This window comes from Vibrio harveyi NBRC 15634 = ATCC 14126 = KCTC 12724, assembly GCF_001591145.1.
Classification (GTDB): domain Bacteria; phylum Pseudomonadota; class Gammaproteobacteria; order Enterobacterales; family Vibrionaceae; genus Vibrio; species Vibrio harveyi.
In genome coordinates this window covers 50,463-71,562 of sequence record NZ_BCUF01000031.1, presented here as the reverse complement: position 1 = coordinate 71,562, position 21,100 = coordinate 50,463, and the positions used below count along the sequence as shown (strand labels likewise).

At 44.3% G+C, this 21,100-nt stretch carries 18 protein-coding genes; 10 read left to right on the top strand and 8 right to left on the bottom strand.

The genetic code is table 11. The features are described from left to right. Positions 1 to 213 precede the first annotated feature (213 nt). Positions 214 to 1,164 carry a transaldolase gene (gene tal, locus VHA02S_RS16405; RefSeq protein WP_005425862.1) on the bottom strand — a complete coding sequence of 317 codons (951 nt, stop codon included), beginning with the start codon at positions 1,162 to 1,164 and terminating at the stop codon, positions 214 to 216. A gap of 465 nt (positions 1,165 to 1,629) precedes the next feature. On the opposite strand from tal, the gene VHA02S_RS16400 reads away from it, so the two are divergent. Beyond that, positions 1,630 to 2,631: a sugar-binding transcriptional regulator gene (locus tag VHA02S_RS16400; RefSeq protein WP_005452372.1), complete on the top strand. Its 1,002-nt coding sequence runs from the start codon at positions 1,630 to 1,632 to the stop codon at positions 2,629 to 2,631. Between the two features lie 126 nt (positions 2,632 to 2,757). Beyond that, positions 2,758 to 4,053, top strand: a complete 1,296-nt coding sequence (locus tag VHA02S_RS16395; protein WP_038897475.1) for a glycoside hydrolase family 18 protein — start codon at positions 2,758 to 2,760, stop codon at positions 4,051 to 4,053. A 41-nt stretch (positions 4,054 to 4,094) separates the two neighbouring features. Here VHA02S_RS16395 and VHA02S_RS16390 read toward each other — a convergent pair whose 3' ends face one another. The 5 genes from VHA02S_RS16390 to VHA02S_RS16375 all read right to left on the bottom strand — a co-directional run bounded on the left by VHA02S_RS16390 (position 4,095) and on the right by VHA02S_RS16375 (position 10,274). Beyond that, the gene (locus VHA02S_RS16390) at positions 4,095 to 6,386 is read right to left on the bottom strand and encodes a bifunctional diguanylate cyclase/phosphodiesterase (protein ID WP_038897474.1); all 2,292 of its coding nucleotides are present in this window, start codon (positions 6,384 to 6,386) and stop codon (positions 4,095 to 4,097) included. Between the two features lie 21 nt (positions 6,387 to 6,407). Then, on the bottom strand, positions 6,408 to 7,238 hold the full coding sequence (locus VHA02S_RS16385) for a sulfurtransferase (RefSeq protein WP_009697290.1): 831 nt from the start codon (positions 7,236 to 7,238) through the stop codon (positions 6,408 to 6,410). A 54-nt stretch (positions 7,239 to 7,292) separates the two neighbouring features. After that, on the bottom strand, positions 7,293 to 7,592 hold the full coding sequence (locus VHA02S_RS26365) for a hypothetical protein (RefSeq protein ID WP_080640334.1): 300 nt from the start codon (positions 7,590 to 7,592) through the stop codon (positions 7,293 to 7,295). 123 nt (positions 7,593 to 7,715) lie between these two features. After that, positions 7,716 to 8,156, bottom strand: coding sequence for a hypothetical protein (locus VHA02S_RS16380; RefSeq protein WP_038897473.1), 441 nt, complete (start codon positions 8,154 to 8,156; stop codon positions 7,716 to 7,718). Between the two features lie 12 nt (positions 8,157 to 8,168). Next, a complete protein-coding gene (locus VHA02S_RS16375) occupies positions 8,169 to 10,274 on the bottom strand; it encodes an LruC domain-containing protein (RefSeq protein ID WP_038897472.1) in 2,106 nt (701 codons plus the stop codon). A gap of 636 nt (positions 10,275 to 10,910) precedes the next feature. Here VHA02S_RS16375 and luxC point away from each other — a divergent pair. The 7 genes from luxC (at position 10,911) to ribB (ending at position 18,020) form a co-directional block, all read left to right on the top strand. Beyond that, positions 10,911 to 12,344, top strand: a complete 1,434-nt coding sequence (gene luxC, locus VHA02S_RS16370) for a long-chain-fatty-acyl-CoA reductase LuxC (protein WP_038897471.1) — start codon at positions 10,911 to 10,913, stop codon at positions 12,342 to 12,344. A 15-nt stretch (positions 12,345 to 12,359) separates the two neighbouring features. After that, the gene (locus tag VHA02S_RS16365; protein ID WP_038897470.1) at positions 12,360 to 13,277 is read left to right on the top strand and encodes an acyl transferase; all 918 of its coding nucleotides are present in this window, start codon (positions 12,360 to 12,362) and stop codon (positions 13,275 to 13,277) included. A gap of 34 nt (positions 13,278 to 13,311) precedes the next feature. Then, complete coding sequence (luxA, locus tag VHA02S_RS16360) at positions 13,312 to 14,379, top strand: luciferase subunit alpha (protein WP_010991819.1); 1,068 nt, start codon at positions 13,312 to 13,314, stop codon at positions 14,377 to 14,379. Positions 14,380 to 14,405: 26 nt separating this feature from the next. Then, complete coding sequence (gene luxB / locus VHA02S_RS16355) at positions 14,406 to 15,380, top strand: luciferase subunit beta (RefSeq protein ID WP_010991820.1); 975 nt, start codon at positions 14,406 to 14,408, stop codon at positions 15,378 to 15,380. Between the two features lie 85 nt (positions 15,381 to 15,465). Continuing rightward, positions 15,466 to 16,602, top strand: coding sequence for a long-chain-fatty-acid--protein ligase LuxE (gene luxE, locus VHA02S_RS16350; protein ID WP_038897469.1), 1,137 nt, complete (start codon positions 15,466 to 15,468; stop codon positions 16,600 to 16,602). A 1-nt stretch (position 16,603) separates the two neighbouring features. Continuing rightward, a complete protein-coding gene (gene luxG, locus VHA02S_RS16345) occupies positions 16,604 to 17,305 on the top strand; it encodes a flavin mononucleotide reductase LuxG (protein WP_038897468.1) in 702 nt (233 codons plus the stop codon). A 22-nt stretch (positions 17,306 to 17,327) separates the two neighbouring features. Next, positions 17,328 to 18,020 (top strand): 3,4-dihydroxy-2-butanone-4-phosphate synthase, encoded by a 693-nt coding sequence (gene ribB / locus VHA02S_RS16340; protein WP_038897477.1) that lies wholly within the window; start codon positions 17,328 to 17,330, stop codon positions 18,018 to 18,020. Positions 18,021 to 18,137: 117 nt separating this feature from the next. Here ribB and moeB read toward each other — a convergent pair whose 3' ends face one another. After that, positions 18,138 to 18,887: a molybdopterin-synthase adenylyltransferase MoeB gene (moeB, locus tag VHA02S_RS16335; protein ID WP_038897467.1), complete on the bottom strand. Its 750-nt coding sequence runs from the start codon at positions 18,885 to 18,887 to the stop codon at positions 18,138 to 18,140. A gap of 9 nt (positions 18,888 to 18,896) precedes the next feature. Next, a complete protein-coding gene (moeA, locus tag VHA02S_RS16330; RefSeq protein WP_005452364.1) occupies positions 18,897 to 20,132 on the bottom strand; it encodes a molybdopterin molybdotransferase MoeA in 1,236 nt (411 codons plus the stop codon). A 287-nt stretch (positions 20,133 to 20,419) separates the two neighbouring features. On the opposite strand from moeA, the gene folE reads away from it, so the two are divergent. Next, positions 20,420 to 21,073, top strand: coding sequence for a GTP cyclohydrolase I FolE (gene folE / locus VHA02S_RS16325; RefSeq protein WP_038897466.1), 654 nt, complete (start codon positions 20,420 to 20,422; stop codon positions 21,071 to 21,073). Positions 21,074 to 21,100: the final 27 nt, after the last annotated feature.

Here is a 21,100-nt window from a genome sequence, read left to right as displayed (position 1 = left end):
GACCAGAGTTAGCTTGTTGAACACCGTCCATGCTTAGTGCACGGATTGCATTAGCTAGATACTTTCGTGTTAGAAGAGAGCGATCCATAGTAGTTACTTCTCGATATTTGATTTAAATAGAGGGAACTCGTCGGAACAAGTTCAAATAGAATTTTTTGAATAAAGCGTTGATGCTAAAAGCGAGTAGGCTGGCTACTCGCTTTTGGTAAGCAATTAAAGCTTAGCTGCGATCATGTCTTCTAGTTTGCCTTGGTCAACCGCGAAGTTACGGATACCTTCAGCTACTTTCTCAACAGCCATTGCGTCTAGGTTGTGCTCCCATAGGAACTCAGCGTGAGACATTGGAGCTGGACGCTCTTTAGAACCTTTAGAATCAACTAGCTTCTCTACAACTTCGCCTTCAGCAGCTTCTAGCTCAGCAAGAAGAGCAGGAGCGATAGTTAGACGGTCACAGCCAGCAAGTTCTAGGATCTCGCCGATGTTACGGAAGCTTGCGCCCATAACAACCGTGTTGTAACCGTAGTCTTTGTAGTAGTTGTAGATGTCTGTTACTGAGATTACACCTGGATCTTCTGAAGCTTCGAAGTCACGACCTTCTTTCGCTTTGTACCAGTCCATGATGCGACCAACGAATGGCGAGATTAGGAATACACCTGCTTCAGCACATGCACGAGCTTGTGCGAAAGAGAATAGAAGCGTTAGGTTACAGTTGATGCCTTCTTTTTCAAGGATCTCTGCAGCGCGAATACCTTCCCAAGTAGAAGCCAGTTTGATTAGGATACGGTCGTTAGTGATGCCTGCGTCGTTGTACATTTTTACAAGTTGACGCGCTTTAGCAACACTGCCTTCTGTGTCGTAAGAAAGACGAGCATCTACTTCTGTAGAGATACGACCAGGAATAGTTTTTAGGATCTCTTTACCGATGTTTACTGCAAGCATGTCACAAGTGTCTTGTACTTGTTGTGCTTTGTCGTTGCTTTGTGCTTTTGCGTATTCGATAGAAGCGTCGATTAGAGGTGCGTACTCTTCGATTTGAGCCGCTTTTAGGATAAGAGATGGGTTCGTTGTTGCATCTTCAGGTTGGTACTTTTTGATTGCGTCAATTTCACCAGTGTCCGCTACTACAGTTGTTAGTTTACGAAGTTGCTCTAACTTGTTGCTCATAATCGATCATCCTATATAAATGGGCTTAAGTGTGGTTTTGAGTACCACAGCTTGTGCATTTGCAAGCGTGTCGGCTAATCGTCTCATCATAATTAACGAGACATCTGCTCAGCCAACTACGGAAAATTTCGGTACCGAACATTTGCTTTGAACATTTGATCGGTAGCTGAGTAAATGATGAATCCATATTTATCCTATCCATGCTGAAAGTCAATCGTCGAAACCGACTTTAAGTGAAGTTCATCAACGTTTTTTTGCTGTGTGTTCAGAGCGTGACCCAAATAAACGTTTGCCCTTATTGTTCAAGGCTTGAGCAGCAGTGAAATTAATAAAAAGACATAGTGAGAAAATGTCATTGCAGTGAGCAAATGTCGCAGTAAAATTGGTAGGTAACATATGCTAAGTCAATGAGCAGATGCTCACTAATGCATACAATGTCGATCCTCTAAAAGGGCGAGAAAAATCATGAGCAGTTCTAACCAAGATATTTCTATTGAAAGTACAGACTTGTTGACGGAGATCTCCGTTGCTTATTATCAAGATGGTGCGACACAAGAAGAGATATCGAAAAAATTTTCCATATCACGTGCCAAAGTTGGGCGAATGCTGAAACAGGCTCGTGACGAAGGCATTGTTGAGATTACCGTAAAATATCACCCTGTGTTCAGTGCCAAGATAGAGCAGCGCCTCATCGAACGCTTTGGTGTGAAGCGAGCGCTGGTTGCTTTGGATCAACCTAATGAAGAAGCGCAACGCCTGCAAGTTTCTGGTTTAGTCTCTAATTACCTGACGAGTACTCTTAAGAACGGCATGGTGGTGACGGTAGGACAAGGGCGTAACGTATCTTCTGTGGCTCACCACATTGGTGTTATTACGCCGCGCGATTGTAAATTTGTGTGCGGTATCGGCGGGATTCACCCTCGTGGCGGTATGTTCAACGCCGACCATATATGTCGACAATTTGCCAAGAAATACGGCGGCACATCGGAAACCCTATACGCGCCTGCCTATGCTGAAAACCGCGAGCAGAAGGTCGCCTTTATGCAAAATGCCACGGTTAAGCAAACCCTGGATTTGGCGCGCAAAGCGGATGTCGCCCTCGTTGGTATCGGTGATATGAGTGAAAACAGCTACATGGTTGACCTTGGTTGGTTCACTCCAGATGAAGTGGTTCAATCTCGCTTGATGCAAGGTGTCGTAGGGGACTTTGCCGGTTATGACTTCTTTGACATTCACGGCAACGTAGCAAATACGGTGATGAGTGACCGTGTCATAGGCTTGGGTATTGAAGAATTTAGACCTATTGCAGAAGTGATTGCGATTGCAGCTGAAAACAGTAAGCCATTGGCGCTACTTGGAGCGTTAAGAACCGGAGCCATTGATGTGATTGCAACCAGCGTAAGTAACGCACTGACGGTTCTTAACTTGGATGAGCAGATGCACGGCAACAGTGCATCAGAGGTTTAGCACAAATAATATGCAAACTATGTAATCAGGTGATGAGGATTTATAAATGACTCGCAACCTGATTTCGTTTCCAAGTTAAAAATAATCCTCAGGAGTAATTTGTAGTTAATTACTCTGGAGGAAACGATGAAAAAGACACTTCTCGCAGCTGCTTTATTTACGGGGTTAACGGGCATAGCGCACGCCGAGCAAAAAGTCGTCGCAGGCTATTTTGCTGACTGGCAGTATGCAAATGCAGACAACCCTTATACGGTTAAAGATATTCCGGCTGATAACCTAACTCATATTATCTACGCGTTTTTGAGCATGTGTGGTCCTCACACTGGTGCCTCAGAAACTGTGCAAAAACTGGTCGCAAAACAGTGTGAAGGTAAAGAGCCGTATACCGCGATTCTGGTTGATACCGAGGCGGCACTTGAAAAAGACTTTGGTCCGGTCTCTGTCGGCGTTTCATATAAAGGGCACTTCGCTCAATTAGCCGAACTTAAGAAGCAACACCCTGAACTGAAAATTCTCCCTTCTTTTGGCGGTTGGACCATGTCTGAACCTTTCCACGCGATGGCAAAAAACCAGCAAGCGATGGATCAGTTCTCTAAAACAGCAGTCGAGCTGATTGCTCAATACGATTTCTTTGATGGTATTGACTTGGATTGGGAGTATCCAGGGGGTGGCGGCTTGACTACGTCTCCTTGGAACCCAGATACCAAGCTGACGGATGAGCAAAAAGCACAAGAGCGTGACGCCTTCACTTACCTAGTTAAGACTATGCGTGGTGATTTAGACGCGTTAGCGAAAAAGACCAAGCGCGAGTACGAGCTTTCAACAGCAGTGGGTGTTGGTCCAAAAGCCGCGGGCATTGATTGGAAAGCGGCGCAGCCCTACTTAACCAATATGTTTGCCATGACGTATGACTTCCTTGGTGGTTGGGGACAACAAACAGGGCACACAACAAACTTGCATGCCACTGACCGCAGTTGGTGGGGCATGGGCGCTGACGTGTTCATTAATCAAATGATTGAGCTGGGTATTCCTAGTGAGAAGTTGGTGATTGGTGCCGCGTTTTATGGTCGCGGTTGGCAAGGAACCAAAGATTTCTCCGGTGGTTTACCAACTCAAGATTTATTGTCAGAGAAAGGCGCGCAGTTTGGTACTGGTGAGAATGGCTACTTCATGTTTTGGGACCTTATGAAGAACTACAGCGCAAAACAAGGTTACGAATATAAGTACGATGAACAATCTCAAGCCCCTTATTTATGGAACCCTGAGAAAAAAGTGTTCATTTCATTCGAAGATCAACGCTCTATCAAAGCCAAAGCGGATTGGGCAAAGCAAACGAATCTTGGTGGCATCTTTACGTGGGAGCTATCAGGTGATCCGAAAGGCGAGCTTGTTGAAGTGATGTATAAGGAAATGCAGAATTAATCTGTAAAACGTCACATTATTGTTTGTTCTTAAAGCCGTCGTTATTCTGCGACGGCTTTTTCATTTTGGTTTTGCTCAGAGAATTCGATTAATTGTTTGAAAGGTAATGGCTTAGAGTAGAAATATCCTTGAATCAAGTCACAGCCACACGCGGCTAACTGATCACGTTGCTGACGAGTCTCTACGCCTTCCGCGAGAACTTTCATGCCAAAGTTCTTACCAATCGCAATGATGTTTTGCACCATGTTAAGTGCTTTTTCATCATCTTCGATATTATCAATAAAGCTCTTGTCAATTTTGACTTCATCAATCGGAAGTGCTCTTAGCATCGAGAGGGAAGAGTACCCGGTACCGAAATCGTCGAGAGAGATTTTAAAACCGAGCGCATGCAAGCGCTCACAAATAGGTGCGAACTTATCGAGGTCTTCAATGAATAAGTTCTCAGTGATTTCAAGCGTGATGCGGTGTTGATCGACTTTGTATTTGTCTATTAACGCCACTAAGTCGTCAATGAAGTTTATTTGAATAAACTGTTTTACCGAGATATTAATCGACATCTGAATTGGCTGCGCTGCCATTTTCGTAAGGCGAGCCATGTCGATCAAGCTTTTCTCGATAATCAACTCCCCCAATCTCACCATCAGACCTGAACTCTCCGCTACTGGGATAAACTCATTGGGTGGGACGAACCCAAGCTCTTCATCTTGCCAACGCACCAAGGCTTCAACACCATAAATTTTGCCATTAACGTTCAATTGCGGTTGATAAACTAAGAATAGATTTTGTCGTTCTATCGCTAGCCTTAAACGTTGTTCCATCTTCATCTTGTGAAGGTGTTTTGCCTGCATTTGTTGGTCAAAAATACTGTATGCATTGCGCTCTTTTTTTGCTTGATACATAGCGATATCTGCAGAACGAAGCAAGGCATCTAAGTTTTGACCGTGAGAAGGGTAAAGAGCAATACCGACGCTGCAACTCAACAGAAATTGGTTTTCTTGAACTAAGTAGGGTTCGGATAGGTAATTGATCAGCTCTTTTGCCAACGCTCTCACCGTACCTTCGTCGGTTTGGTTAACAAGCAGTATAAACTCGTCACTTGCTTCTCGAACGATCAGACGACCATCACAACCAAAGGTCTTTAAGCGTTGTGCGATCAGCTTCAATACCTCATCCCCAAATTCGTGACCATGGGTGTCATTCACGGATTTAAAGTTATCGATGTCGATAAACATCAGGCTAAATGGCGTGGCTGAGCCATTCACCCAGTGTCCAATATGTGCACGCAGATATTCTCGATTTGGGAGTAGCGTGAGGTGGTCATGATGCGCTTGATATAAGAGCTTTCGTCGGGTACCCAATTCATTATTCGCAATGGAACGAACCAGCGCATAGAACCCACCTTGAATAAATAGGAACACGAGCGAGTATAGTGCGAACTGATCGAAAAAACCGCTCTGGATATACCGAAGATCCGTCGAAGACGATGCCCAAAGTTTATAATCTGGTAGGTATTTCAATGTGACCAGTTGATTAATTCTTGGGTCATCAGCAACAATGTTTACTGCGCTTGCAAGTGTTCTGACTGTATCTCGGCTCCATCCATACTTGTTTTCGATCTGTTCGAAAACGATAGCCTTGGTATGCCCGTCAGCAGGATGGCTGTAACTGTTGAGGTTTGCTTGTTCAGCCGAAGTAAAGGTTAGATAACCATCTTCACGATTTAATGACACTCGATTGTGTTCATTTGCGTGAACGTCGCTTCGAAAAACCAAAGAGGAGTTCATGTTGAAACCCGCCGTCATCACCGCGAGAACCTTACCATTTTTATCTCGAATAGCTTTTCGGATGGGGATAACAAGAGAGTCGAGCGCAGGCATAAAGTAAGTTCTACCAACCACCATGTGATCAGACTGTAGTGCGGCTTCAAACGTTCCTCTTGTTTGAGGATCTTGCTTCAAGTTACGCAGTTTTTGTAGGTCCAGATTCGAGCTTATCGCTAAATAATCGCCTTGTGGGTTTGTAAGACCAAATGCGGCGATCGCTGGGTGGATATCCATCAGCTCATCCAGAAGAGGTCGCATTTGCAATGAGGCGGTTCGAGTAAAGTCGTTCTGTTCAATCAATTGGTGACCGACAACTTCCAGTAAGGTTTCTTGTCCTTTAAACAGTGACTGTACAGATGAAGCAAACAGCTCTAATTGCAAGAGCTGCTTGTCTTTGTATTTATCGAGTATGGATTGATAATGATAATGACCAAACAGAGAGAACAAACCGACACTGATGGTAAAAAGTGTCAGATATAGCGTCCAAATGTTCTTCTTTAAGCCGATCATATCGTATTACTGCTCCTGATATTAATGCTCGATTGGTAGGGTTTCATCGGCACCCCACTCAGTCCAAGAGCCGTCATAGACTGATAAATTCTGCAGACCAATTTGATAGGCGGCGAGCAACAAAATGCACGCGGTCACACCGGAACCACAGCTAAAAATGATTGAACTATCACTGTCTAATGTTAATCGGCTAAATATCTGTTGCAACTCGGAATTTGGCTTAATGTGACCGTCCGTTAAGAGTTCTTGAAACGGCAAGCAAACTGAATTAGGAATGTGTCCACTGCGTAACCCTTCTCTTGGCTCAGGAACTTCACCTAGGAAGCGGGCTTTAGCTCTAGCATCGACAATATTTGCACTGCAATTATTAGAATGGGTTAACACGGTATGCGCGCTTAAGAATGCATCTGGGTTTAGTTTACCTGTGAAGTTGCCAATCTCTGTTGGTTGAGACAAGGTATCGACAATGGGTAGTCCTGCTTCAACCCAAGCCGGAAGCCCCCCATTTAGAATGCATACGTTGTGATGACCCATCGCTCTGAACATCCACCAAGCTCTTGGTGCGGCAAGAGTGCCGGAATTGTCATACACCACAACCACATCTTCGTTATTTAACCCAAGTTGTTGAGCACTGCTATTAAAGCCTTGCTCTGTTGGCATCATGTGAGGCAGGTTGGAGTTAGGTAGGCAAAAGTCGTTGTCGTAATCAAAGCGCAAAGTGTTAGGTATCCATTTATCTTTGATCTTTTTGCCTTCTGATGGGATCTGAAAAGCAATGCTGGCGTCTAGGAGTTTGACATTGGGTTGGCTGATGAGCTCTTTGAGTTCATCTGTTGTGATCAGTGCTTGCATCGTCTTTAGTTTCCTCACAGTAGTATGGAATGTTTTGCCGTGAACAGCTTAAGCTCATTCGCAGTTTATAAACGTGAGCGGTTGCTCGAAGAGAGAATCAGTCGCTTGGCTAAATGTGACAATAGCACCTTCTGAACACTGAACATTTGTGGGTACTGCGACTCGTTTGAGCCCCAAAACGTCAGATTCTACTGTTAAGTAACGTCTTTGACCGTCCAGTGATTGCGTTAAGGTGTTCGATATTACTTCCGCTGTAATTAACTGTTTTTCTTCTGAGGACGTTAGCCATAGAGCCAAACACAACAGAGCAATGCCACTAACAAAAGCCAAGATGTAGGTTTTGGGGTTGTCCAACGTATTTTTCCCGCCGCATTAATAATCTTACTGTTTTACAACAAAAAAATCGCATGTTCAAAAGAACGATGCGATTTTTAAGTGTGAGTTGTTTTCTATCTTCACGTTTTCAGCTTGTTTTGGCTAAAGAATCCAATTGCTATCACCTGAAGAAATCACTTTCTGTATTGGGTCCGAGCCATCATAAAACCAGATTTCTACAAGAAGATTCCCTTGGCTGTCTGAGACGTTGAAGTCAAAGTTTGCGGTTCCGTTATTCAGAGGTACAGAGGCCACTTTGCTCGGGTATTTTGCGTCATATTTCCCAGAACCACTCTCTTTGAAATCTTTGTAAACGCTTAGGTGTGCACGCTGTGAAGAGAAACCGCTGATATCCACATTTAATGAGCCTTGTACTACAGGGTTGTAGTTAAAGCCATCGGGCACTTCAAGATCTTGCATTGTAGGATCTTCATCTGGCACTGCAGTCTGTGTCGGTGGAGGGGGCGCACTCGTACCGCCTCCACCACCACCGCCACATGCTGTTAAAGCTAATCCCATGATGATTGTAATTAAAGTTCTCATAATGTTCTCTCCCTATGGAATGTAGCACTTGTTTGGTGTTGGAGCGGTATGCCAATCTGTACCTAACTCGCCAGCAGATTCAGCCCATGTTTTGAACTGAGGATAAGCCTCAACCATATCGATACGTTCGAGTGGCCAATCCCAATCCTCAACGATTAATAGTGCCCAAGGTAGGTTGTTCGCAGTTTTAAAGTACACACCTTGTGAAGGGTTACTTGCGTCCACACCAACACCGAAGAGGTTTTGGTCATCAAATTGCTCTGTTGGCGCTTGGTCGGCTAAGTGAACTTCCCATTTACGTCCTGGTTGGAAAGTAATGCCGTCACCATGGTAAGTTCCTGGAGTCGCGAAGATGAACGGGTCGTAAGGCATCGCTTGTATGGATGAACGGTCAGAGCCTTCAGTAAAGTAGACGTTTAGAGTAAAGGTGAGAGACACGCTGTCGTCGCACCCAGCTTCTGTTCTAAAGAAGTTACAACCGCTCGAGGCATGTTGGCTCAAGTCTTCACTAATGATGAATATTGCTTCGTCAGAAATGCTTTCTAGCCCGTTGGACGCCTGCTCAATGCCATTAAAAGAGAGTGTTGTGAGACCATTTTCAATCGCGCTTCTCGAGATGCCCTGTAAGCGGATGGCGAACCCATTTTTGTAGTCTGCACCGTACGCAGCCAAGTCACCAGTGATTTGGATGTTCTCTACATGACCATCTAAGCTGGTTTCCGTGATTTGGAAAGTCACGACAACGTCATTCATGTCGTAGTCTGCTGTGTAGGGCCAGTTATCTTCATAAGCAACGGTGGCGAAGCTTTCTGCACTTGGGAAGTATTCAACAGAATACCCATTTCCCGTGATCGCAATAGGGTAATCTTCGACCTCACCAGATGTCGAACCACCGTCGTAATTCAACCCAGTTTGTTGGCTGAAGCGGAATCGACTCCAACTCGAACCTTCTGTTGCCGCAGTAGAAACAACGAATGGCAGTGGATTATTTCCGGCTGAAAGCAGTTCATCGGTAAAGACCTGTTCGCCTTCATCATCAAAGTCACCATCGCGGTTCCAGTCAAACCACGCAGACAGATAACCAGAAGTGGAGGCGGTGACATTCACAATGGAGCTTAAGCCAGGATCAAGCGCGGATACAAAACCAACACCATCCTCATCTGCTGTGCCCACGGAGTTATCATTTGCTTGACCGTCAGCGTCACCATCTGGGGCGACAGAACCAAGCCAAGTTACGTCGTCGACTTCGTGACGAGGTCCGTTAGAAGCTAGAGTTGTACTGTAACTATCGGGTGCATCGCCAAAATCGATAGGATCGTCTTCATCAATAACAGGTGCATTTGCACAACGTGCACCATCATTCTGACTTGAGCTTGGTCCGTTTGAGACAAACTCAACTGCCGGAACAATCCCTGCTGCAATGTTAGCGGCGTTTTCTGAAGACAAGTTGATACGATAGATCTTACCGTCTTGGTTACGTGATACATAATAGTTGCCGTTTACATCGAAATAACCAGCGCCGAATGTGCCTGTTTCGCCAGTATCACCGATTGCAGTTGCATTGCCATTTGATGGATTGAACTGGTATAGGACACCAGAGTTGTTGTCGATACCATAAAGAGAACCGTCACCGGGATGGAACGCAAAGTCGGTAAGGTTGACAGTCGCCGTCGAGCTAATCTTTACGATGTTTAATGTTGCGTTTGGATCCGAGTCTAGTGGGGAGAGATCAATGGAGAATAGACCTTTCCCTTTACGGTACAAATAGTAAACGTGATTGTAGACGTCACCCACAAAGAAGGTGTGATCGGTAGGTAGACCGGAAACGTTCAGTGTTTCTGCTTGAAAGTCTTTCCCTAATCGAACTATCTTTTTGTTCGTAGTGTCGTAGCCATAAATGTAACGGTCAGTGAAGTCAAAGCCCACGCCGTTAATACCCGAAGCTAAACCCGTGTCGTCCTCTAAAAGAGTAGTAGAACCTGTAACCAAATTGACGCCATAGATTTGAACTGGGGTTGATTGAAATAGGTATGCTTTGCTTGGGCAGGTGTCGAACGGCGTGGCTTGTGCATATGCACTTGCCATTAAAGTCCCAAGTAACAGTGATGTCCTTTTCATAATTCGCCCTCTCATTGGTTCGTGATATATGCAATGAAAGGAATGTGCCAACTGATAATGCCCTTAATATCAATGCTTTAGATGTAAGTTTTTTATTTTTTTTAATATGAATCTCAAAATGACAATCGCTTTAAGCGGGTAAATCCGAGTTCAAAACCTGCGCTTTGCAAAGAGCTCCGCACGTACACTGTCACACATCTAACTTGTACACTCGCCAATAGGAAGTACCCCATTAGTGGTTTCTCATGAAGTTCATACTTTTTCACCGAAAGTACTACTTTGGCTGAGAGGGTATTACTGAGGAATTACAGTTAAATCTAGTAGTAACAACTACTTAAACATCATTACTTATTTATAGTGTTACAAATAACATTAATAATTTATGCAATATTTATGAGTATGATTCCGCTAGTGTTTAATAGCGCTGATAAAATCAAAAACTAAAGTGTTTGAAGTTTAGTTATTTGTTAAGTGTTACGACTAATTATAGATAAGAAGAACTATAATTAAATTAAGTGATAATAGTTCTCGTTACTTTGAACTGTTTAATGTATTTGGTTAAAAGTTTTTAATTAACTTTAAAAAAATGATCCAAGGAATTAATGTTTTCCAAAATTTAAAAGAGAAGCTCTTGATATGGAAAAACACTTACCTTTAATAGTAAATGGACAAATTATTTCTACTGAAGAAAATCGATTTGAGATCAGTTTTGAAGAAAAAAAAGTTAAGATTGATTCCTTTAATAATCTTCATTTAACCCAGATGGTGAATCATGATTATTTAAATGATCTAAATATTAATAACATCATCAATTTTCTTTATACAACGGGGCAGCGTTGGAAGAGCGAAGAGTATTCAAGAAGAAGGGCATATATTCGGTCTCTTATTACTTATTTGGGGTATTCACCACAAATGGCAAAACTAGAGGCAAATTGGATTGCAATGATCCTTTGCTCTAAGAGTGCGCTCTACGACATTATTGATACCGAACTTGGCTCTACGCATATACAAGATGAATGGCTACCGCAGGGTGAGTGTTATGTGAGGGCTTTTCCTAAAGGACGCACGATGCATTTGCTTGCGGGGAATGTTCCTCTCTCCGGTGTGACCTCAATACTACGAGGCATACTGACGAGAAATCAATGTATTGTGAGAATGTCAGCATCGGATCCTTTTACTGCCCACGCGCTAGCGATGAGCTTTATTGACGTCGATCCGAATCATCCAATTTCTCGTTCCATCTCCGTATTGTATTGGCCTCATGCATCGGATACGACACTCGCTGAAGAGTTACTCAGTCATATGGATGCAGTGGTTGCTTGGGGGGGGCGGGATGCCATTGATTGGGCGGTTAAGCATTCTCCTTCACATATCGATGTTTTGAAGTTTGGTCCAAAGAAGAGTTTTACCGTGTTAGACCATCCAGCCGATCTAGAAGAAGCCGCCTCGGGTGTTGCCCATGATATTTGCTTTTATGACCAAAATGCCTGCTTTTCTACTCAGAATATTTATTTTTCTGGAGATAAGTATGAAGAATTTAAATTAAAACTTGTTGAAAAACTGAATCTCTATCAAGAAGTTTTACCAAAATCAAAACAAAGTTTTGATGATGAAGCTTTATTTTCTATGACTCGTCTTGAGTGTCAATTTTCTGGTTTGAAAGTTATATCAGAACCGGAAAATAACTGGATGATCATCGAGTCAGAGCCCGGGGTTGAATATAACCATCCATTAAGTCGTTGCGTTTATGTCCACAAAATAAATAAGGTTGATGATGTTGTTCAATATATAGAAAAACATCAAACACAAACGATTTCTTTTTATCCATGGGAATCTTCCAAGAAATATCGAGATGCATTCGCCGCAAAAGGGGTAGAAAGAATCGTTGAATCTGGGATGAATAATATATTTAGAGCTGGTGGCGCACATGATGCAATGCGCCCTCTTCAACGTTTAGTTCGATTTGTTTCTCATGAAAGACCATATAACTTCACCACTAAGGATGTATCTGTCGAAATAGAGCAAACCCGCTTTCTTGAAGAAGATAAATTCTTGGTTTTCGTCCCTTAAATAAGGAAAATTACAATGAATAATCAATGCAAGACTATTGCACACGTGTTGCGCGTGAACAATGGTCAGGAACTCCACGTCTGGGAAACGCCCCCAAAAGAAAATGTGCCTTCTAAAAATAACACCATTTTAATTGCTTCTGGTTTTGCCAGAAGAATGGATCACTTTGCTGGGTTGGCCGAGTATCTATCTGAAAATGGTTTCCATGTGTTCCGTTACGATTCTCTTCATCATGTGGGGCTCAGCTCGGGTTCGATTGATGAATTCACCATGACGACGGGCAAAAATAGTTTGTGCACTGTTTATCACTGGCTGCAGACCAAGGGCACACAAAACATTGGCTTGATTGCGGCAAGTCTCTCAGCTCGTGTCGCCTATGAAGTTATCTCTGATCTGGAGCTGTCTTTTCTGATTACTGCGGTTGGTGTGGTGAACTTGCGTGACACACTAGAAAAAGCGCTTGGTTTTGATTACCTCAGTTTGCCTATCGATGAGCTACCAAACGATCTTGATTTTGAAGGTCATAAGCTTGGTTCTGAAGTGTTCGTTCGCGACTGCTTCGAGCATCACTGGGATACCTTAGATTCTACTCTCGACAAAGTAGCCAATACCTCGGTTCCTTTAATCGCCTTTACCGCTAACAACGATGATTGGGTTAAGCAAGAAGAAGTCTATGACATGTTAGCGCATATCCGCACTGGGCATTGCAAGCTCTACTCCTTGCTTGGTAGCTCTCATGACTTGGGCGAAAACTTGGTCGTGTTACGTAATTTTTACCAATCCGTCACCAAAGCCGCCATCGCAATGGATGGAGGCAGCTTAGAAATCGACGTCGACTTTATCGAGCCTGATTTTGAACAACTCACCATCGCGACTGTGAATGAACGTCGCTTGAAAGCGGAAATTGAAAGCCGTACGCCAGAAATGGCTTAGGTCTTATCGTAATACCAACAAATAAGGAAATGTTATGAAATTTGGAAACTTCCTTCTCACTTATCAGCCACCTGAGCTATCTCAGACCGAAGTGATGAAGCGATTGGTTAATCTGGGCAAAGCGTCTGAAGGTTGTGGCTTCGACACCGTTTGGTTGCTAGAGCACCACTTCACTGAATTTGGGTTGTTAGGGAATCCTTATGTTGCTGCCGCACACCTATTAGGTGCGACAGAAACGCTCAACGTTGGCACTGCAGCTATCGTATTGCCGACTGCCCATCCGGTTCGACAAGCAGAAGACGTAAACCTACTGGATCAAATGTCAAAAGGACGATTCCGTTTTGGTATTTGTCGCGGTTTGTACGATAAAGATTTTCGTGTCTTTGGTACAGACATGGATAACAGCCGAGCCTTAATGGACTGTTGGTATGACTTGATGAAAGAAGGCTTCAATGAAGGCTATATCGCGGCGGATAACGAACATATTAAGTTCCCGAAAATCCAACTGAATCCATCGGCTTACACACAAGGTGGTGCTCCTGTTTATGTCGTCGCGGAGTCAGCATCAACGACAGAATGGGCTGCAGAGCGTGGCCTACCAATGATTCTAAGCTGGATCATCAACACTCACGAGAAGAAAGCGCAGCTTGATCTTTACAACGAAGTCGCGACTGAACATGGCTACGATGTGACTAAGATTGACCACTGTTTGTCTTACATCACCTCCGTCGATCATGACTCAAATAGAGCCAAAGATATTTGCCGCAACTTCTTGGGCCATTGGTACGACTCATACGTGAATGCCACCAAGATTTTTGACGACTCTGACCAAACAAAAGGTTACGACTTCAATAAAGGTCAATGGCGTGATTTTGTGTTGAAAGGCCACAAAGACACCAATCGCCGAATTGATTACAGCTACGAAATCAACCCAGTAGGGACGCCTGAAGAGTGTATCGCGATTATCCAGCAAGATATCGATGCGACGGGTATTGACAATATTTGTTGTGGTTTTGAAGCAAACGGTTCTGAAGAAGAAATTATCGCATCTATGAAGCTATTCCAGTCTGATGTGATGCCATATCTCAAAGAAAAACAGTAATTAATATTTTCTAAAAGGAAAGAGACATGAAATTTGGATTATTCTTCCTCAATTTTATGAATTCAAAGCGTTCTTCTGATCAAGTCATCGAAGAAATGTTAGATACCGCACATTACGTAGATCAGTTGAAGTTTGACACGTTGGCTGTTTACGAAAACCATTTCTCGAACAATGGTGTGGTTGGTGCCCCACTAACAGTGGCTGGTTTTTTACTTGGTATGACAAAGAACGCCAAAGTGGCTTCGTTGAATCACGTTATTACCACGCATCATCCAGTACGTGTGGCGGAAGAAGCGTGTCTACTTGACCAAATGAGTGAAGGCCGTTTTGCCTTTGGCTTTAGTGATTGTGAAAAGAGTGCAGATATGCGCTTCTTTAATCGACCAACGGATTCTCAGTTTCAGTTGTTCAGTGAGTGTCACAAGATCATCAATGATGCATTCACTACTGGGTACTGCCATCCAAACAATGATTTTTATAGTTTTCCTAAAATCTCCGTTAACCCACACGCGTTCACTGAAGGCGGTCCTGCGCAATTTGTGAATGCGACGAGCAAAGAAGTGGTTGAATGGGCGGCTAAGTTAGGGCTTCCACTCGTGTTTAGATGGGACGACTCAAACGCTCAAAGAAAAGAATACGCCGGTTTGTACCACGAAGTTGCTCAGGCACATGGTGTCGATGTTAGTCAGGTTCGACACAAGCTGACGCTGCTGGTCAACCAAAATGTAGATGGTGAAGCAGCAAGGGCAGAAGCTCGCGTGTATTTGGAAGAGTTTGTCCGTGAATCTTACTCAAATACCGACTTTGAGCAAAAAATGGGAGAGCTGTTGTCAGAAAATGCCATCGGTACTTATGAAGAAAGTACTCAGGCAGCGCGAGTTGCGATTGAGTGTTGTGGTGCTGCGGACCTATTGATGTCTTTTGAGTCGATGGAAGATAAAGCGCAGCAAAGAGCGGTTATCGATGTGGTAAACGCCAACATCGTCAAATACCACTCGTAACGTTTAACTGATGCTGAAGGGGCAGCGATGCCCCTTATATCACCATTCTTTTCGCGCGATAGCGCTAACTAATAGAGGCATTTATATGGACGTACTTTCAGCGGTTAAGCAGGAAAATATCGCAGCGAGCACAGAAATCGATGACTTGATTTTCATGGGAACTCCTCAGCAATGGTCATTGCAGGAACAAAAACAGCTGACATCTCGCCTTGTTAAAGGGGCATATCAATACCATTACCACAATAATGATGATTATCGTCAGTTCTGCGAGAGGCTGGGAGTCGGAGAGGTGGTGGAAGATCTCAACGATATCCCCGTTTTCCCTACTTCTATTTTTAAGTTGAAGACCCTACTAACACTTGACGATGACGAGGTCGAGAATCGCTTTACTAGCAGTGGCACTAGTGGCATCAAAAGTATTGTTGCACGAGATAGACTCAGTATTGAGCGGCTTCTTGGCTCAGTAAATTTCGGTATGAATTACGTTGGTGATTGGTTTGACCATCAGATGGAGTTGGTGAACTTAGGCCCAGATCGCTTTAATGCCAACAATATTTGGTTCAAATACGTCATGAGCTTAGTCGAGCTCCTTTATCCGACCGCATTTACTGTCACTGAGGATGAGATCGACTTTGAGGCGACGCTAGCTAATATGAATCGTATTAAGCAGTCTGGTAAAACCATTTGTCTTATCGGCCCTCCTTATTTTATCTATCTACTGTGCTGTTTCATGCGCGAGCAAGGTCAAACTTTCAATGGTGGTCGCGATCTTTACATCATCACTGGCGGCGGCTGGAAAAAACATCAGGATCAATCGCTCGATAGAGACGAGTTCAACCAACTTTTGTGTGAGACTTTTACCTTAGAAAGCCCAGAGCAGATTCGAGACACATTTAATCAAGTTGAACTGAACACCTGCTTTTTTGAAGATACAGAACACAAAAAGCGTGTACCGCCTTGGGTCTTTGCAAGAGCTCTGGATCCTAAAACATTAAAGCCGCTTCCTCATGGCCAGCCAGGACTGATGAGCTATATGGATGCCTCGGCGGTTAGCTATCCATGTTTTCTAGTGACGGATGACATCGGCATTGTGCGAGAAGAAGAAGGCGATCGTCCAGGAACCACTGTTGAGATCGTTAGAAGAGTTAAGACGCGAGGTATGAAGGGGTGTGCTCTCAGTATGTCTCAAGCGTTTACTGCTAAGAGTGAAGGGGGCAACTGAGATGTTATGTTCGATAGAAAAAATTGAGCCGTTAACAAGCTTCATATTCCGAGTGTTGCTCAAGCCGAGTCAGCCTTTTGAGTTTAGGGCAGGGCAGTACATTAACGTTAGCTTAAGCTTTGGCAGCTTACCGTTTTCTATAGCCTCATGTCCCTCAAATTGTGCGTTTTTAGAACTCCATATTGGTGGCTCAGATATCAGCAAGAAAAATACGCTTGTGATGGAAGAACTCACCAATTCGTGGGTCTGCGGTAACATGGTTGAAGTAAGTGAGGCGCGAGGCGAGGCTTGGCTGCGTGATGAGAGTGTCAAACCCTTGTTATTGGTCGCAGGCGGGACCGGAATGTCGTACACCCTTAGTATTTTGAAAAATAGCTTGGAGCAAGGGTTTACCCAGCCGATTTACGTCTATTGGGGTGCCAAGGATATGGATAACCTGTATGTGCATGACGAACTGGTGGATATTGCGCTTGAAAACAAAAATATCAGTTACGTGCCAGTCACTGAAATATCAACCTGTCCGCAATACGCTAAGCAAGGAAAGGTGTTGGAGTGTGTGATGAGTGATTTCCGTAACTTAGCTGAGTTCGATATCTACTTGTGCGGTCCTTGCAAAATGGTTGAAGTCGCTCGTGATTGGTTCTGTGACAAAAGAGGAGCAGAACCAGAGCAACTTTACGCGGATGCGTTCGCTTATTTGTAATCAGAATTGGGGAGAAGAAACTATGAGCTCAACGTCACTACTAGATGAGTTTGGCACTCCAGTACAAAGGGTAGAAAGAGCGATTGAGGCTCTGAAAAATGGCCTTGGTGTTCTATTAATGGATGATGAGGATCGCGAGAATGAGGGCGACCTTATCTTCTCTGCACAGCATCTTACTGAAGCACAAATGGCGCTCATGATCCGCGAAGGCAGCGGTATCGTGTGTTTGTGCTTAACGGAGGAACGCGCCAATTGGTTAGATCTTCCTCCGATGGTGAAAGATAATTGCAGTAAAAACCAGACCGCTTTTACGGTTTCGATTGAAGCGAAAGAAGGAGTGACCACGGGGGTCTCTGCGAAAGATCGCGTTACAACGGTCAAAACGGCCACTTATTTTGATGCTCAACCAGAAGATTTAGCAAGACCAGGCCATGTTTTTCCGCTGGTTGCGAAAACAAATGGCGTGTTGGCCCGTCGAGGTCATACCGAAGGTACGATCGATTTGATGTATCTAGCAAACTTAGTCCCATCAGGGATCCTTTGCGAACTGACTAACCCTGATGGAACCATGGCGAAACTGCCAGAGACCATTGAGTTTGCAAGGCGCCATGGAATGCCAGTACTCACTATTGAAGATATCGTCGATTATCGAACGGGTATCGACCTGAGAAATGAATATAAGAGTGGCTTAGTGCGTGAAGTGAGTTGGTCTTAGTATTTAAAGTTCCTTTGTTCAGTCGCCTAGCTGACTTTCCGCCCTTATCGGGCGGTTTTTTGTTCTGTAGAAGTCAAAAATAAACCCGCAAAAGCGGGCTTATTTAAACAAGGTGGGTTAGTTGCAAACCGGGCAGCTTGGCATTTTCATTAGGTTCATTTCTCGCCAAGACATGCTGAGTGCATCAAGGATTAAAATCTTCCCTTTTTTGGGTTGACCGTAATTCGCAATGACTTTAATTGTTTCCATCGCTTGAACGGCGCCAACAATACCCACAACAGGCGCCATGACTCCGGCTTCGACACAACTTAACGCACCGCTGCCGAAGAGGGCGCTTAAGCACTGGTAACATGGTTGAGTAGGATCATCGTAAGTGAATACGCTTACTTGCCCTTCCATGCGAATAGCTGCACCCGAAACCAATGGTGTTTTTGTTTCAAAACACAAGCGGTTGAGTTGGTTGCGTGTATCTACGTTATCTGATGCATCTACAACGATAGTGTGTTGTTCGATGAGTTCTTTGAGCTCAGTATCATCAAGGCGTTTTGCAATGGTGTCCACGGCAATATGTGGGTTTAGCTCCCTTAGTGCCTCAGCCGCTGACTCGACCTTCTTACGACCAATATCTGCATCGTGGTGCAGCACTTGACGCTGTAGGTTAGATAGCTCAACGATATCATCATCAATCAATGTGATTTTACCTACACCGGCAGTCGCTAAGTATTGGCTTGAGGCGCAGCCTAAACCGCCAGCACCAAGCATCAATACCGATGCTTGCTTAAGTGCTTCTTGCCCATCAAAGTCAAATTGACGAAGAATGATTTGGCGGTTGTAACGCAACATTTCCTGATCAGAAAGAATATCCACAACGACTTCCTAGTAAAGGGTTGAGTTGAATAGTTGAATCTGAACCGTTTCGCCTACTTCGACGCGGCCGCGTTCACGCTCCAATACAACAAAACAGTTCGCTAGGCTCATTGATCGGAATGCACCAGAGCTTTGGTTACCTGTTGTTTCAACCACAAACTTGCCATCTTCTAAGGTATAGATGCCACGTTGGTAATCGGTACGCCCCGGTGCTTTCTTAAATGCTGTTTTGGTTGTCGCTGGAATAGACTCCGGAGCCTTCCACTCTGTATGTCCTGCGAGTTTTGCCAACATCGGTTGAACAAGCACGTACATGGTTAGCACCGCAGAAACAGGGTTGCCCGGCAGACCACAGAACCAAGCAGTACTTAGCTTACCAAAGGCGAAAGGCTTACCTGGCTTGATTGCCAGTTTCCAGAAACCGATCTCACCAAGTTCTTCAAGAATGTCTTTTGTGTAATCCGCTTCGCCAACGCTGACGCCACCAGAGGTAACAACGACATCAGCCAACGTTTGTGCTTTTTCAAAGGTCGCTTTGAGTGTTTCTGGGCAGTCGGGGATGATGCCTAAATCGACGGCTTCACAACCAAAGTTTTCAATCAACGGTTTGATCCCGTAACGGTTGCTGTCGTAGATTTGACCTTCTTCTAGCGATTCACCCAGTGGTTTTAGCTCATCACCAGTAGAGAAAAACGCCACTTTTGGTTTACGAACGACGGTCACATGGCTGACGCCAAGAGACGCAATCATTGGAATATCACGCGGCGTTAAACGAGCACCTTGCGCAAGTACAATGTCGCCTTGCTTGATGTCGTCACCTGTTGGGCGGATGTTGTTTTGTGGCTTCACGTCCGTTTGGTTGAACTGAACACCTGCATCCGTTACTTCGGTGTTCTCTTGCATGATAACGGCGTCACAACCCTCAGGGATTTTTGCGCCAGTCATAATGCGAACACAGGTACCTTGAGGCCATTCACCTTCAAAAGGTTGCCCTGCGAATGATTTGCCCGCCAAAGGCAGTACCGAAGACGACTCAAGATCTTGAATGCGAATTGCGTAACCGTCCATTGCTGAGTTATCGAATGGTGGCACATGGATAGGAGACAAGATGTCTTCTGCCAGTACAAAGCCAAGAGCATCAGCAAGTGGAAGAGAAAGAGTGGTTTGGATAGGTTTGATTCGCGATAGCATTTTATCCATCGCTTCTTCAATTGGCATCAAGCCAGGTGCGTCGCAGCAGCCCATTGAGAAAATCCTGTGTTCTTTTGTTTTGTGGCAACTTTACCATAAAAAGGGGACCGAGTAAGAATGTCCACCTATAAAATATGGGTGTAATTATTCAAAAATCCGAGTATCCTTGTCAGCCATCCGAAAGGGGTAAAAAACCTGCGGAGCTCAAGAAAATCAGCTCAGTACCTTCATTTGATGTGACTTGGTGGAAAGACACGAACTGAGCAACTCAAAGCGAAAAGTATGAATGCAATTTTGGTTGGATTTGTACAATCGGCTGAAGTAACAAAAGAGGAAGTGGAATGTCAGGTCTTAGCGAGTCAGCGAAGTTAGTAAAAGAAGCGCTAGAGCAACGTGGTTTGGAAACGCCAATGCGCCCAAACAATGTAAGCCGTGAAGAGAAGAAAGAGAAGATCGAACACCACATGCGTGAGATCTTAAGTTTGCTTCAACTTGACCTTACTGACGATAGTCTAGAGGAAACGCCGCATCGTATCGCTAAGATGTACGTGGACGAAATCTTCTCCGGTCTAGATTACGCCAATTTCCCGAAAATCACTGTGATTGAAAACAAGATGAATGTAAGTGAGATGGTTCGCGTGAAAGACATCACAGTGACCAGTACTTGTGAACACCACCTTGTTACGATCGATGGCAAAGCTGCCGTTGCTTACATCCCACGTGGCAAAATCATTGGTCTGTCTAAGATCAACCGTATTGTCCGCTTCTTTGCACAGCGCCCTCAAGTTCAAGAGCGTATGACACAGCAAATTCTTGTAGCACTTCAAACGTTGCTAGGTTCAGATGATGTGGCGGTGACTATTGATGCAACGCACTACTGCGTGAAATCTCGTGGTGTTATGGATGCAACCAGCGAAACAACGACGACAGCATTGGGTGGTATTTTCAAAAGCAACCCAGCGACACGTGCCGAGTTTTTCCACGGTTTACGCTAAGTAATCAAGCAAGTTTCTAAGAGGATG

Bases quoted from the DNA above. Each gene is read 5' to 3' on its own strand.
- tal (WP_005425862.1), bottom strand. From the start codon at position 1,164: ATGAGCAACAAGTTAGAGCAACTTCGTAAACTAACAACTGTAGTAGCG.
- VHA02S_RS16400 (WP_005452372.1), top strand. From the start codon at position 1,630: ATGAGCAGTTCTAACCAAGATATTTCTATTGAAAGTACAGACTTGTTG.
- VHA02S_RS16395 (WP_038897475.1), top strand. From the start codon at position 2,758: ATGAAAAAGACACTTCTCGCAGCTGCTTTATTTACGGGGTTAACGGGC.
- VHA02S_RS16390 (WP_038897474.1), bottom strand. From the start codon at position 6,386: ATGATCGGCTTAAAGAAGAACATTTGGACGCTATATCTGACACTTTTT.
- VHA02S_RS16385 (WP_009697290.1), bottom strand. From the start codon at position 7,238: ATGCAAGCACTGATCACAACAGATGAACTCAAAGAGCTCATCAGCCAA.
- VHA02S_RS16380 (WP_038897473.1), bottom strand. From the start codon at position 8,156: ATGAGAACTTTAATTACAATCATCATGGGATTAGCTTTAACAGCATGT.
- VHA02S_RS16375 (WP_038897472.1), bottom strand. From the start codon at position 10,274: ATGAAAAGGACATCACTGTTACTTGGGACTTTAATGGCAAGTGCATAT.
- luxC (WP_038897471.1), top strand. From the start codon at position 10,911: ATGGAAAAACACTTACCTTTAATAGTAAATGGACAAATTATTTCTACT.
- VHA02S_RS16365 (WP_038897470.1), top strand. From the start codon at position 12,360: ATGAATAATCAATGCAAGACTATTGCACACGTGTTGCGCGTGAACAAT.
- luxA (WP_010991819.1), top strand. From the start codon at position 13,312: ATGAAATTTGGAAACTTCCTTCTCACTTATCAGCCACCTGAGCTATCT.
- luxB (WP_010991820.1), top strand. From the start codon at position 14,406: ATGAAATTTGGATTATTCTTCCTCAATTTTATGAATTCAAAGCGTTCT.
- luxE (WP_038897469.1), top strand. From the start codon at position 15,466: ATGGACGTACTTTCAGCGGTTAAGCAGGAAAATATCGCAGCGAGCACA.
- luxG (WP_038897468.1), top strand. From the start codon at position 16,604: ATGTTATGTTCGATAGAAAAAATTGAGCCGTTAACAAGCTTCATATTC.
- ribB (WP_038897477.1), top strand. From the start codon at position 17,328: ATGAGCTCAACGTCACTACTAGATGAGTTTGGCACTCCAGTACAAAGG.
- moeA (WP_005452364.1), bottom strand. From the start codon at position 20,132: ATGGGCTGCTGCGACGCACCTGGCTTGATGCCAATTGAAGAAGCGATG.
- folE (WP_038897466.1), top strand. From the start codon at position 20,420: ATGTCAGGTCTTAGCGAGTCAGCGAAGTTAGTAAAAGAAGCGCTAGAG.